Here is a 13,435-nt window from a genome sequence, read left to right on the forward strand (position 1 = left end):
TTCGTTCAGCTTAGAGTTGGCAACTTCTCGCATCCGCTCGTCCGTCAAGAATGTCATGAATGGGAGGTAACGGACAGGCGGCTCCCTGCGCTGCGAGGAAGTTAGCCTTCGGGATTAGCAAAACGGTGCAATTGCTATCGTGCCTCAGCGGATTGTGACGTCCATCGTGACGCGGCGGTTGACGGGGGCAACTTCTTCGTTGGTGGTCATGTCGAGCAGGGGGCGCCCGTCCGCAGTCCAATGCGTGCGACGAACGCGCGCATCTCGGCCGTCGCCGCCGACACCGTTGCCCCAGCTATGGTAGACATAAAGGTCGTTGCCGTCCTCGTCAGTAGTGAGGGCGCCATGGCCCGGTCCCTGTTCGTAGCGGCGGTAATCTGTGACCCCTGCGGGCATCGGCACGCTTTTCTGGAGCGGTGTCGGCCACTTGCGCCACGAACCGGTCCTGGTCAGGTCGGCATCCACCGGCGCGGAGATGCCGTTGACGACATAGGTCGGACTGACCCCCGAGCTTGAATAGACGAGCGTCAGCCGTCCGTCGTGCTGGAGCGCGAACGCGCCTTCGGCAAGGTTCTCTTCGACCGAGGTCTCGGGCGCGATGACTGGGGTTGGCTCGCTGGCAAGGCGCGTCGGATGCGAAGGATCGACCTTGGCGATCCATGTCAGCGGGTCGCCCAACGCTCCAGCGGTTGGCAGATAGCGTTGCGACCATGTGTAATAGCTCTGACCAGCGACTTCGAGATAGGACATGTCGAGACTGATGTTGCTCGGCATCTCGGCGCGGCCGAGCCGTGCGCCGTCGGCCTTGTGAATCGCCGCGGGCCTCGACCAGTCCGCAGGATTGGCGGGGTCGCCGCCGTCGCGCAGTTGCATGATGTGCGATTCGACCGTGAACCACGCGCCGCCCTCGTTCGACGTGGAGTCCTTTGGATTGAAGCAGGGCGCGAAAAGGATTGAGAGCTTGCCGCCGATCTCGTGCAGCTCGGGTGCCCAATAGCAACCGGCAATGACGCGGCCCTCGACGGTGCGGTCGCGGCGGGCACGACGATTGAGCAGGTCGACCTCCCGCGCGCGGCCGCCATTGTCGTCGGCGAGGTCGGCGATCGTCCCGGCGACGCGGATAGGCAGGTGCGCGGAGCCGACATTGTCGTTGTTCGTGTCGTCGGTTGCGACGAAGAGGTAGCGGACGCGGCCGTTGCGCTCCCAGCGATAGATGTCGGGATCGGCGCGATTATAGGCGAAGATCGCCGGATAGGTCCGCTGGCGGACTGTGCCGTGGACGACAAAGCGACCTGGATGGGTAAGGCGCGCGAGGTCGGCGGCGTCCCAGTCGACGGCGCGGTTGGCAGTGGAGCCATCCGAATACCCGAGCGTCACACGTGCATCGCGTAGCTGGGCGGCCTGGCGAGCGGCGATCACCTTCGGCGCCACCGCGGCGGTGGTGTTGACGGTGCGGCCAAAGCGTTGGGTGAGCACAGTCGCCAGGGTGGCGTCGATCGGGAGCGTATCGTCGTCGGTGGTGACGATCCGGCCGTTGCGGACGTCGCCGACGTTGCCGGCCGAGACGATCTGCTGCCGACGGCCGCCGGGCTCGAAGGGCATGTCGCGCCACTCGGTGTGCGTCAGATCGACGGCCGTCGTCCAACGTGACTGCCCGGAGCGATCGGTCCACGACAGGACGTAGCGGCGGGCTGCGGAATCGTAGCGCGCGTGCGGCTTCGTGACGCCATTGGTGGTGTGCAGGTCCAGAGAGCCCAGTTCGACGAAGTCGCCCGGGTGATTCAAACCGCTGCGGAAGATGATCGTCGCGGTGGGATCGTGATCCGGCGTGCCGGCCATGTCGACACGCGTCGCGATGACGCCAAGCGCGCCGTCGGCGAAGTAGAACAAGGACGGGTCGGCAACCCCGCGTAGCGCGACGCGATCCACCCCGACATAGTCGCCGCGTGCGAACAGGACGCCGTAATCGTCGTTCAGTGGGACGGCGCGGCCATCACCGCCGGTGAGCGCGAGGTGGACGCTGCGCGCCACGGTCGGCTGGTTCGCGTCGCGCGTGGTCGTCGGTGCGCGCGCGTAGGATATGAGGCGGCCCGACGCGGTGCCGAGCAGGCGGACGGTGAAGCGCTTGGCGAGCGTCGTTCCGTCCAGACGCTTCAGGGTTCCGTCGAGGTTGACGATGCGCGCCATCGCGCCGCGGTTGACGAGAATGCCGTCGGGCAGCGCGCGACCGTCGACGCGCCATGTGACTAGGTGCCCGTCCGGGACGGGCAAGCGCGTACCGGATGCCAGCACGGGAGGAACCACCCAGCTACCGGCGACGTAAGCAGCGGGCGCGGCGGCGGGCGCGGGGCGGTTCCAGTGCGCGACGAGCGCGTCACGCTCCGACGCGGTGATCGCCATGACCGTGCCGTGGCGCGGCGACGCCGGCAGGCTGAAGGCGCGCGGGTAGGTCCAGGCGATCTTGCCGTTGAGGTCGTTCGTCGCCAGCGGGATGTAGCCGACGCCGCCATAGTCATCGACCCACAGGAAGTATTTGAACCCGCTGGTGTCGCCCGGATTGGCGACGAACGCGCTCGGCCCCTCCACCTCGGGTGTGCCGGAGCGCCGGCCCACGCAGCGGTCGACGATCTTCCACGCGCCCGGCCCGCCGGATGCGCGCAGCGAGGGGGAGACCTGCGCCAGGATATCGCTCGATTGGCAGCCGCTGGCGTCGCTGACTTTGGTGAAACGGTAATATCGATCACCAACCTTCATGACGGTCGCGTCGATCATGCCCTTGGCTTTCACCGCTCCGGGAACGTCGGCGGCCTTGAACCACGGCTTCGGGGCGGTGAAGGTGTTGAAGTCCCGGGTGATCGCGGCCAGGATCTGCGGTCCGTTACCGTCCTCGCGATTGTGCGCGGCATCCTTGTAGAGCGTGGACGTCCAATAGACGACGTACGCGCCAATGGTGGGATCGTAGGTGGCTTCAGGTGCCCAGGTCATGCCCGCGGCGGGCAGGTTCACGCGAACATGGCGCTGCCTGCCCCAGTGGATCAGGTCGGTCGATTCCCAAATTTCCAAATAATGGCTACCGTGGTTGGTCGCCCCGCCCCAGCCGGTGCGACCGGTCGAAAGATCGGTGGCGAGTAGAAAGAAACGGTCGCCATCTGCCGAGCGCATGATGAACGGATCGCGCAAGCCACGCGTGCCCTTGGTCGATTCGAGGATGGGCTGGGCATCGTTCAGCGTCTTCCATTGCAACGCATTGTTACCATCTGAGATCGCGAACCGCAGCTTTTCGCCGTCGATCGTATTGCCGGTGAAGTAGACAAAGACGTAGGCCGACGGCGGCGGCGGCATGGCGGGCGCCGAACCGATGGGAGCGGCACCGGCAATCATGAGCAATAGAACGCGCAGACAGCGCAGCACTTGATTCATCCGGGTTCACTCAATCACGACCGGGCCAGCAAGCTCGCCGGTCCCCTCGCGAAATAGGATATGTCCGACATTTGACTGACCGCAAGGGCATTCGGGGAACGATTGTTTTTGCTGCGAGCTGGCGCGTTGCAACGCCTTCTTCTGCTCCACGACTGGGAGAGGGAGGAACGACGCTTCATCAGCCTATTCGGGCGACAAAAAGGCCTGTTGAAATGAGTGAAAAGTTTGAGTGCAGAGTGCTGGAGGACCGGGGAATGTCGTCCCTTTGGGAGACCTGCCAGGTAACCAAGGGCTGACGACCCAGTTGCGGACGTTCGCGGGCGCTTTTGACTTTCCGAACTTCGGACATTCACTCATGTCGGTGTGAAACTCGGCGTGTATAAGTAATCGGCCCCTATCCCAGTAGGCGGGCGGGGTTGCCCGCCACGGTCACGCAGTCGGGAACATCGCGTATTACAACACTGCCTGCGCCGATGATCGCGTCGTCACCGATTGTGATGCCGGGCAGGATCAGCGCCGCACCGCCTATCCAGACGTTTCGACCGATAGTGACCGACCGCCCGAACTCCAGCATTCGGGCACGCTCAGCCGGATCGCGTGGATGATCGGCGGTGAGGATCTGCACGCCCGGACCGATCTGCGTGCCCGCACCGATCCGCACGGGCACTACGTCGAGCACCGTGCATCCGAAATTGAGAAACGCGCCCTCGCCCAGATGAATGTTATAGCCATAGTCGCAGTGGAACGGCGGTCGGATCGTCGCACCGCGCCCCGCGTGACCAAGCATTTCTGCCAAAAGCGCACGACGCTCCGCCGCGGTAGCGGTCGATGCGCGGTTATAGCGGTCGAGCCACGCAGCGGCGCGCGCCGCGTCCGCGACGAGTTCCGGATCGTCGGCGGTGTAAAGTTCGCCCGCCAGCATCCGCTCCTTCTGCGTCATCGCGATCAACTCAGGTCGTGGAGGCCCTTGCCCAACGGGGCGGTGATGCTCAGGTCTGAAAAGTGCACATCCAGCCCGGCACGTTCGGGCGTGCAGGCCATCGGTCCAACCTGATACGCAGGGGCGATCGGAAAGGGTGCCAGTCTGACCAGCGGCCAAGTCTTGCCGTCCGCTGAAACCTGCAACCGCAGGACGCCCTTGGCGACGGTCGCGCGCATCCAGAAATCCTGCGCGTCATGCTCGTACGGGCCGGTTGCCCAGTCGGACTTTCCGTCGGTCAGCACGCTGCTCAGCATGGCGCGCCCGTCGGACAATTCGATCCCCGCCTTGACCCAGCGTCGCTCGTCGACCCGTACCATGATACCGGCCTGATCGTAGAGTTTCTGATACTGGCCGCGAATGCGCAGTTGGGCGGTAAACGCGGCGGGCGCGGTGAAGCCGAGGAAATGACCGCTGTCCCGGGTGAAGCCGTAATGCGTCTCGCGCCAGAAATCGCTGCCCTTGTCGGTGACGAGCGTCAGGTCCCCGCCGGGTGTGACTTTCCAGGCCTTGGGCGCGTTCAGCCAGCGACCGTCACGGCGCCCAAGCGCCGAAGTTGCCGAGCCCTGCGCAGTTGCGACGCCGGCACTGCCCGCGATCGTCAGCGCCGCAGCACCACCGATCACCGCCCGCCTGCTCACCCGATCCTCCGTCATAGCCGCTGCCTTCCAATCACTCTCGGCGTTGTGTACGTATGTACACATGCCGAGAGCGAGGTAAAGAGGCGATGACCCAACAGTCCCGGCGCAACGATCCGGCACGGCGGCAGCGCATTATCGACGCGACTTTGGCGGTCATCGCTGATCACGGAACCGCGGCAACGACCCATCGCCGCATCGCAGAGGCGGCGCAGGTGCCGCTCGGCTCCGTGACCTATTATTTCGCGACCTTGGAGGACTTGCTCAAGGCGGCCTTCCTGCAACTGGCGGCGGACTCCTCCACTGCCTTCCGCTCGCGCCTGGAGGCCGCAACGGACCGCGCAGAGGCGTGTACGGCAGTCATCGACATCATCGCGAACCAGGTTTGGGCGGAACCGCGCACGTTGTTGTTGAGCTACGAACTATACGCCTTCGCGGCCCGGCACCCACCGGTCAGCGCGGTCATGCAACATTGGATGGACAGCAGTCGAGGTGCCCTGGGCCGCTTCTTCGACCCGCTTACGGCGCGCGCGCTCGACGCGCTGATCGAGGGTATCGGCATCCACAATTCGATCGATCGCGCACCCGTAGAGCGAGATGCGATCAAGACCATCGTCGAGCGGATTGCCGGGTGTTAGCCGGTCCGATCCATCAGGGTACCCCAGCGCAAATGGCGCCACCGTCAGGGTCAAGCCGATGCATGAGGTATCACTGCCGCATGACCGCAATCGATGCCCCTTTCATGCGCGCGCCGCTGCGGGCTAATGCGCGGTGCGTAGGAGATTATTCATGAAAACCGCGCCGGTCGCCCTTCTCTACCAAGCGCTTCCACCACCGTTGATCGACGGACTGCGAAAGGACGCAAAACCGGGCGGATATTCAGATGGCGGCGCCGACATTGCTTTTGCCTTGCGGACGGCCGGGGTGAATGTGGTCAACCCCACCTCCTCGCCAGACCCCGCCAAGGCACTCGACTGGGTCTTCCCGGACACCGCCGAGGGCATCCGTAGCGCGGGCGCAGCCGGCGCATCGGTACTGTGGGCGAACACGGTCTTGTTTAAAGGACATCCGCTTGAGGCGGCAATGGTCGACTTCGACATCGTCGGGCAGCTTCCCGCGGCAATGCAGGCGTTCGACGACAAGTTCCAGACCAACCATCTCCTTGCCGAGGCGGGTCTGCCGGTAGCGCAATCGTTTCTGCTTTCCGGCACGGCGAAGGAGAACGTCTGCGCACTGGCCGATGTCGAGAACGCGTGCGCGTCCCGCGGCATGTCCGTTCCGATGATCGTCAAGCCGGTGCGCGGCCGTGGCAGCCAGGGCGTGACCCTAGTAGAGAGCCTCGGTGCCCTGCGCGATGCCGCGACTGCGTTGATCGCAGCCGCCACCTTCGGCGACATGCTGATGGTGGAGGAGTTTCTCGGCGGTGACGAGATGACCGTCACCCTCATGCCGCCCGCCTCCCCGCGCCCGGACGGTTCGCGGGCACCGACGCACTGGGCCTTGCCGCCCGTATACCGCTTCGATCAGCGCGGCGGAGTAGCACCATATAACGGCGACGTTCCGGTCACCGCCAACAGCATCGCAATCGCTCCCGAGCGACTACACGATCCTGCCATCGTAGCGATGATCGACAGCTGCGTCTCGGCGGCCGCGCTGGTCGACGCCCGCACGGCGATCCGGATCGATTGCCGCGCCGATCGTCATGGTCTGTTCAAATTGTTCGACCTCAACATGAAACCCAACATGACGGGGCCAGGCCGCCCGGGACGCGAAGATCAGGATTGCCTCTCAGCGATCGCCGCCCGCGCCGAGGGCTGGAACTACGTCGATCTTTTGTTGGCGATGCTTGCTGCCAAATGGAGGCTTGAGCCGCTGGAGGGAGCTTAACTAAGAACGTCAGCTACGGGGCGGGAGTACCTGCCCATGCTTCCGGTCAGACCCACTTGTGATCATTCCGGATCGCATTGCCGCTTCCCAACTTCAGACGATCGTTCATCTGCTTTTTCGGCCGGCATTGGGAACTGTCAGTTGATCGCTGCGCACCGCGCGAACGCATTTACTTAGTGAACACCGGACATCCCTGTAGCAGGCAATCGCAGGCTCGGAACGCGAACGACAAGACGTCCGCGCCGCCAGACGGCTTGGCGAAGCCGTCTACAGGCGTGAGAAACTCGCCAATCGGAATTTACGATCGCCGATTACGCCCAGCATAATCCCAAACGCATAGGCGATGAAATTCGTAACCGAGAACACACGCCCCAATAGGAGGGTGCTAGGAAGGGATTGGCGAAACATATCTAGTTCGGGAAAATGATAGAGTTTGAATAGCTCAGCGGTCACCGCGATGAGCCCAGATGATGCTGCGCTTCTGTACGGTGTCCAGTAGGGGCGCAGGGACGATACGATCAAGTAGATCATGAGCGTCCAAAGCGTCGAACCGCCGTATTTCGTCACGAAAAACGGCATGCCCAGATGCGCTAGCCGAAGTGTGAGACCGGCAGTGATCGTTCCTGCGATCAGGAGCAACGACAGCAGGATTGGCCGGGGGTGCAAGGGTTCAGACCTGACCTGCCGAGGGAATATACTGCGGCAGCATCATCGTGAACGCCGTCCCGTATTCCTTCCTCTCTTCAAGCGCGATCGTGCCATGATGCGCCAGAAGCAACGACCGAATGATTGGCAGGCCAAGCCCGGTGCCGCCGGACGAGCGATGACTGGTGAAAAAAGGCTCGAAGATGCGCTCGCGGTCACCGATCGGAATGCCGGAGCCGTCGTCTCGCAGGGTAAGCGCCACGCGACGGCCAACGATATCCGCCGTCATCGAGACATTCGATGCCCCCGCCTGACGGCTGTTTTCGATCAGCCCGGTCAACGCAGTTTCAAGGACAGCGCGCGGCACGGCGACGCTAGGCAGACTTGGAGACGAGGTCATGCTGACATGGAAGCCGGCACCGTTATAGGCATCCGCTGTGCAATGCATGACGTCGGTAACGTCTGCGGCAACGCCCTCGACGATCTCGGCCATGTCTGCGCGGGCGAGATCGAGCAGGCGACTGACCAGCAAATTAAGCCGTGCTGCATCCGCGCCGATATTGGCAAGGAAGCGCTGGCGATCGACCGGTGCCATGTCGGCATGATCCTGTAATAGCTCCACCGCGCCGCCGATTCCCGCCAGCGGCGTCTTGAACTCGTGGCTGACCGCGTGGGCGAAGTCGCGGAGGTAGCGCGAGCGGCGCTCGATCGCCTCGGCCATGATGCCGAAGTCGCGGTACAGCGCCTGGATTTCGATGGCAGCGGTCGTCGGTGGCGTCGGCACCGAACCCCGCCCGCTGGCAACCGCGCGCGTCGCTTCGCCAAGCGCCTCGACCGGTTGGACAATGCCGCGCGACAGCAGCCCGCTCAGGACCACCAATGTCCCGAAGATCAACGCCACACCGAGCAGGATCTTACCGCGATCGGCATACATGCCGACGAAGAGCGCACGCGGCGAACGTGACAGTAGCAATATTCCGATCACGTGCCCGCCGACCATGACGGGGCGAGCATGATGGATACGCAGGTCTGACGCCCTGCTCAACCATTCGAGCGCGTACCGCGGTCGATAGCCATCATTGTGGCGTAGCGTGGTGGCAGGTCGCCCTTCGCGTGCGGACCGAAGCTCCGGCATGTCAGCATAAACGTATCCGGCCTCAGGGCCGACCAAGATGCGGCCCCGCGGGTCTAGTATCTGGATAGATGCAAGCGTCGTGAGTGCGGTCGTTCGCAGGATCGGCGCGAGGCGCTTGGCCCATGCAATCGTTGCCTTGTCTTCCGGTTCGCTCACCGCATGTGGAGCAGGGCGTTCCGGCAGGATAGAGCTCATCCGTAGATCGACTGTGGACGCTTCGCTTGGTGGGGCTTCGATCGACGCTCGCGGTTCGGCGCTTTGCCAGTCGGCAGCGGCAATGGCGGCCAGCGCGGCACTTTGCGCGATCAGCTCGGCCTCGGTCTGACGAACGAGACTGTTCTCGTAGACGCGTAGAAACAGGGCGCCAAAGCCCGGCAGCGCCGCCACGAACACGAACGTCAGCAGCAAGATCGTCCGTAACCGTAGACGCGGCCAGTGGCGCCGGACGATGCGCTTGAACGGCTCGATCATCCCGCGCCGCAAGCACCGAGCCGGTAGCCAATGCCGGCGCGCGTCTCGATCACGTCATTTGCCCCAAGCTGCCCGAACTTGCCGCGCAGGTTGCGGATATGGCTGTCGATCGTTCGGTCGGTGATAGCGAAGCCCGGGCCGTGCAGCCGGTCGATGATCGCGTCGCGGCTGAACACCTTGGCCGGCATAGTCGCAAGCGTGCGCAGGATGCCGAACTCGGTGACGGTCAGCGACACCGGCTGACCCGACCAGCTTGCCTGCCAACCTTCGGCATCGAGGGTCAGGCAGCCGTGCCGGAGCGATCCCGCCGGTTGGGCAACAGGGGGTGGACAGCTCGCCACCCGACGCAGGATGGCCATCACCCGTGCCACCACCTCGCGCGGGGAAAACGGCTTTGTTACATAATCGTCCGCACCAAGCTCGATACCCAGCACCCGGTCGATCTCGTCGTCGCGGCTCGACAGGAACAGGATCGGCACGTCGCTTTGCGCGCGTAGACGTCGGCAGACCTCGATGCCGTCCATCCGCGGCATGTTGATGTCGAGCACGATCAGGTCGGGCAGGTGCGTCTGCGCTGCCGCCAGCGCTGCTTCGCCGTCCTCAACCTCGACAGTACCCAACCCGGCCTTGGCGAGCGCGAAGACGAGCAGCTGCCGGATATGCGGGTCATCATCGGCAATCAGGATCGTGCGGGGCATCGGGCATTGGATCATGGTGGTTGCTCGCTCAGTCAAGGCTGGACTTGCGTCACGGGCGATTGTCCGATCGTCCCATCGCAATTGCGCCACGCCGATTGCGCGACCGGCAACGGGCGCGCCGGATTGGGACCGAGCGTGGTCTGCGCGCGCATCAGCCGACGCGCGCCGCGCGGCGTCCAGTCCGCCCAGCTATCCTGCCGCGCTGCCAGATCGGTGAAGGTCTGATCCCGGATATAGCGCACGCGGTCTCGCGTGGACGCATCCATCTGCCGCTGTTCCAGCGCGATCAACGGCAGCAGCGCGCTGTCGCCGAGTTGGCTGAGATAACAGAGGTCGACGTGTTCGGGGGTGGTCGCGCGCACGTTCCAGCTTGCCGCCGTCGCCGCCAGATCGATGAAGCAGCAGATCGTGAGCACAAGGGTCGCGGCGAACGCATTCCAGTTGATCAACCACCGCGCGCTTCGGCCGCGCAGGATGCGCCAGCAGATCAGCACCAGCCCGAGCGCGACCAGCGCCATCCACACCAGCGCCGCAATGCGCCACGTCGTCAGCATCGACGTCTCGATATAGTCGATCGTTCGGAGCGCACTTGATGCGACGAGCACAAGGTTCTGTGCGACCCACAGGGTCACGAGCCGCCGCGCCCAAATGTTGCGTTCGCTGGCGCTTCCCGGACGCAGCATCGCGAGCGCCATCGCGCCCGCGATCAACGCCGTTACGATCAGCGGATAAGCACCGCGATGGACATATTCCGTCTGCGTCATACCGGCAGGCAATGCGCCGCCGCTCCACAGGAAGGCGATATCGAGTCCGTTCTGCACCGCAAAGATCAGGTTGAACAAAGCCAGCGCGATCAGCACCGAGGGCAGCGACGTGCCGGGAAGAGCCGGTTCCGGATCGGGCAGGCGTGCCGCCAGCCGGATGACGGCCGCATGCGGTCGCAAGCTTGGCCAGGCGCAAAAGGCGACGAACGCCCAAACGAGGATCTGCCAGAGCGACGGCAGCCGAATGGCCGCGAACGCTCGTGCGATCAGCGGGTTGGCGGCCGAGAACAGGATCAGAAACAGCGCGCCGCCGATCAACGGTAGCGCCAGAGTTGCCGCGATGGCGCGCGGATTTGTATCACGCCGACGCCTGGCAATACGGGACACGTCAGATAAAGGCTTCGTCACGCCTGTTGCTGCATGCAGCGCGAGCCGCGCGGCCCAATGCCACGCATCGTCGAAACGGACGACTTTCGGCAACAAGGCAGCGGCAGATAGAGAACACCAGAACAGGACCCAGGCGAGCGGTCCGGGATCGTCGAACAGCGCCACCGCAAAAAGCGCAGCCGCGCCAAGCCCGATCCGGGCGAGCGGGCTTTTGCGAACGTCCCGCCGCGCTACGGCGACGGCGATCAGCCATGCAAGGGCGAGGCACCCGATCCGTGCTCCCGCGAAGCTGGATGGGAACAACCGGTCGACCAGAACGATCAGGGCGGCAACGATTGGGACCTTGATCAGAAAACTCAATCGCACGATCTGCTCCTTGCGTTGGGAGCAGACAATCTACGGGAGGCTTATGGATCGATGATCCCGCACGGCGGGAGCTTTGATGAAGAACCCGTGCAGGATCGATGCAGCCGGTCCTTAAAATGCGCGGATTGCTCCGCCAAGCATCGTACACGGCACTTTTCGGGTAGCACAAAAGCAACCCTGAGGACCGCACTGACGTCCTGCGGCTGGCCGCTGTCCGAGCTGCGTACGGCGGCTCCTGGACAAACATGCGTTGGAGCCCTGGCGGGCAGCCGCCAGGGAATGTCCTCAAGCCAACCAATGTACGAGCGGACTCGGTCGGGCACCCGCTATCCGTTACGGTCTCACCTCTAATCTGGCGCGTGGCCGGAGCCGCCATTCAGGGTAGCGGCAGGCTTGTGGGCATCGGTGGAGGCAGGTCTTGCAGCCATTGTGTCTCCACCGCTTCCGGCCAACATGCCGTTCAACGAGCTGCCGGTCATACCCAGTTCTGCCATCAGGCCGTCGATCAACGGGCCACCGACACGGTACCGCATCGCCGCCGCAACCGCCGCATCGGCGAGGTTGCCTTGGCCACCGCCGGACGCGGCATCGCTACCCCCGTCACCGTGGATCCCTCGTGCATCGACGATGCTGATCTTGTCGATGTTCTCCATTGGCTTGCTCGCCGCAGCGATTATGGCAGGAAGAGCCTCCAGCATTGCGCGGCGGATGAGCAACGCGGTCTGCGCGTCGCTTAAAAGATTGGTCGCTTCGTTCAGCGACGCCTGACCTGCCGCATCGACCTTGAACGCCGCTTCGCGCCCTTCTGCGCGGGCCTTCTCGGCATCGGCTTCGGCTGTCGCTTCGGTGCGCAAGGCGCTGGCGCGCGCTTCGGCGGCCTCCTTCTCGGCGGTCGCGGCGACGGTGATGCCGACGGCTTCCTCCTGCGCGCGCTGCGTGGCGGCTATGACGGCGACGTTCTTGTTACGATTGGCGATTTCGGTCGCCTTGGCGGTCGCGACGCTTTCCTCGGCGCGGACGGCGAGTGCGCGCGCCTCGTTTGCAGCCGCGGTGGCGGTCGATTCCTCCTCGGACTTCTGCGCGGTCTGCACAGCGGTCGTGATGCGCGCGATCTCGATGGTGCGGTCGCGTTCGATCGTCGCGGTCTGGATCGCGCCGTCGCGGGCGATCGTCGCGGTCTGGATCACCTTGTCGGCCTCGGTCTGCGCGACGGTCTGCGCCTGGCTGGCGGTGATGCGGGCAATCTCGGCAAGCCTCGTCTGCTCGGCTTCGGCGGTGGCGATTGCAGTCGCCTGTTCCGCGCGGCGGGCCGACAAGGTCTGCTCCTGCGTCAGTCGTGCCTGTTCCGCGGCCTGCGCGATCTCGAGCGACTGGTTGTTGGCGTCGAGGTTACGCTGCTCGATCTCGACGCGGTTGGTCGCGACGATGTCGTTGCGGATCTTCTTGCGCTCTTCGATCGTCCGCGTGAGCACGGTCAGCCCCTCGGCGTCGAACGCGTTGTTCTCGTTGAAATGCTCGAACGCGGTCTGGTCGAAATGCGTGATGCTGACGGACTCGAGCTGGAAGCCGTTCATGTCCAGATCGGTCATCAACGCCTCCTGCACCTTCTGAATGAAGTCGGCGCGGTTGGCATGGAGGTGCTCCATCGTCATCGTCGCGGCGACCGACCGCAGCGCCGAGACGAGCTTCCCGTCTAGCAGCGACTTCACCGCATCGGGGCTGTTGACCGAGTCACCCAAGGTCTGCGCGGCGGCGGCGATCGATTCCGCATCGGGCTTCACCTTGATGTGGAACAGCCCGACGACGTCGACGCGGAGCTTGTCGAGCGTGATCAGCGCGTCTTTGTTGAGCCGTGACACTTCCAGCTTCACCGTCGTCAGGCGGACCTGCATCAGTTCGTGCAGTACCGGGATGACCATGATGCCGCCGTTGAGGACGACTTTCTCGCCCCCGAATCCGGTGCGGATCAACGCGACGTCCTTGGTCGCGCGGCGGTAGAGCCGGGTCAGGATGACGCCGATCACGACGAGCGCGAACAGCACGAT

10 protein-coding genes are annotated in these 13,435 nt (G+C 64.2%); 2 read left to right on the forward strand and 8 right to left on the reverse strand.

Annotated features, from left to right (window positions below; translation table 11 throughout):
* Window positions 1–144 precede the first annotated feature (144 nt).
* The 3 genes from ABIC17_RS17070 to ABIC17_RS17080 all read right to left on the reverse strand — a co-directional run bounded on the left by ABIC17_RS17070 (window position 145) and on the right by ABIC17_RS17080 (window position 5,040).
* On the reverse strand, window positions 145–3,342 hold the full coding sequence (locus tag ABIC17_RS17070) for a family 43 glycosylhydrolase (RefSeq protein ID WP_354283833.1): 3,198 nt from the start codon (window positions 3,340–3,342) through the stop codon (window positions 145–147).
* A 472-nt stretch (window positions 3,343–3,814) separates the two neighbouring features.
* Window positions 3,815–4,360: a sugar O-acetyltransferase gene (locus ABIC17_RS17075; protein ID WP_354283835.1), complete on the reverse strand. Its 546-nt coding sequence runs from the start codon at window positions 4,358–4,360 to the stop codon at window positions 3,815–3,817.
* Window positions 4,361–4,365: 5 nt separating this feature from the next.
* A complete protein-coding gene (locus ABIC17_RS17080; RefSeq protein ID WP_354283837.1) occupies window positions 4,366–5,040 on the reverse strand; it encodes a DUF1349 domain-containing protein in 675 nt (224 codons plus the stop codon).
* A gap of 86 nt (window positions 5,041–5,126) precedes the next feature.
* Between ABIC17_RS17080 and ABIC17_RS17085 the strand changes: the two genes are divergently transcribed.
* Both ABIC17_RS17085 and ABIC17_RS17090 read left to right on the forward strand, forming a co-directional pair.
* The gene (locus tag ABIC17_RS17085; protein WP_354283838.1) at window positions 5,127–5,675 is read left to right on the forward strand and encodes a TetR/AcrR family transcriptional regulator; all 549 of its coding nucleotides are present in this window, start codon (window positions 5,127–5,129) and stop codon (window positions 5,673–5,675) included.
* A gap of 151 nt (window positions 5,676–5,826) precedes the next feature.
* Complete coding sequence (locus ABIC17_RS17090) at window positions 5,827–6,924, forward strand: ATP-binding protein (RefSeq protein WP_354283840.1); 1,098 nt, start codon at window positions 5,827–5,829, stop codon at window positions 6,922–6,924.
* Between the two features lie 267 nt (window positions 6,925–7,191).
* Here the strand turns inward: ABIC17_RS17090 and ABIC17_RS17095 are convergent, their stop codons facing one another.
* From ABIC17_RS17095 to ABIC17_RS17115, 5 genes are all read right to left on the reverse strand, one after another.
* The gene (locus ABIC17_RS17095; protein ID WP_354283842.1) at window positions 7,192–7,563 is read right to left on the reverse strand and encodes a ribosomal maturation YjgA family protein; all 372 of its coding nucleotides are present in this window, start codon (window positions 7,561–7,563) and stop codon (window positions 7,192–7,194) included.
* A 31-nt stretch (window positions 7,564–7,594) separates the two neighbouring features.
* Entirely contained in the window at window positions 7,595–9,187 is a 1,593-nt protein-coding gene (locus ABIC17_RS17100) for a sensor histidine kinase (protein WP_354283844.1), read from the reverse strand.
* Complete coding sequence (locus ABIC17_RS17105; RefSeq protein WP_354283846.1) at window positions 9,172–9,873, reverse strand: response regulator; 702 nt, start codon at window positions 9,871–9,873, stop codon at window positions 9,172–9,174. Before ABIC17_RS17105 ends, ABIC17_RS17100 begins: the two co-directional genes overlap by 16 nt.
* 32 nt (window positions 9,874–9,905) lie before the next feature.
* Window positions 9,906–11,390 (reverse strand): DUF4153 domain-containing protein, encoded by a 1,485-nt coding sequence (locus ABIC17_RS17110; protein WP_354283848.1) that lies wholly within the window; start codon window positions 11,388–11,390, stop codon window positions 9,906–9,908.
* Between the two features lie 347 nt (window positions 11,391–11,737).
* A partial coding sequence (locus ABIC17_RS17115) for a flotillin family protein (protein WP_354283850.1) occupies window positions 11,738–13,435 on the reverse strand: 1,698 nt, incomplete at its 5' end.

The organism is Sphingomonas sp. PvP056 (assembly GCF_040549155.1).
GTDB lineage: Bacteria > Pseudomonadota > Alphaproteobacteria > Sphingomonadales > Sphingomonadaceae > Sphingomonas.

Bases quoted from the DNA above. Each gene is read 5' to 3' on its own strand.
- ABIC17_RS17105 (WP_354283846.1), bottom strand. From the start codon at position 9,873: ATGCCCCGCACGATCCTGATTGCCGATGATGACCCGCATATCCGGCAG.
- ABIC17_RS17090 (WP_354283840.1), top strand. From the start codon at position 5,827: ATGAAAACCGCGCCGGTCGCCCTTCTCTACCAAGCGCTTCCACCACCG.
- ABIC17_RS17085 (WP_354283838.1), top strand. From the start codon at position 5,127: ATGACCCAACAGTCCCGGCGCAACGATCCGGCACGGCGGCAGCGCATT.
- ABIC17_RS17075 (WP_354283835.1), bottom strand. From the start codon at position 4,360: ATGACGCAGAAGGAGCGGATGCTGGCGGGCGAACTTTACACCGCCGAC.
- ABIC17_RS17070 (WP_354283833.1), bottom strand. From the start codon at position 3,342: ATGCCGCCGCCGCCGTCGGCCTACGTCTTTGTCTACTTCACCGGCAAT.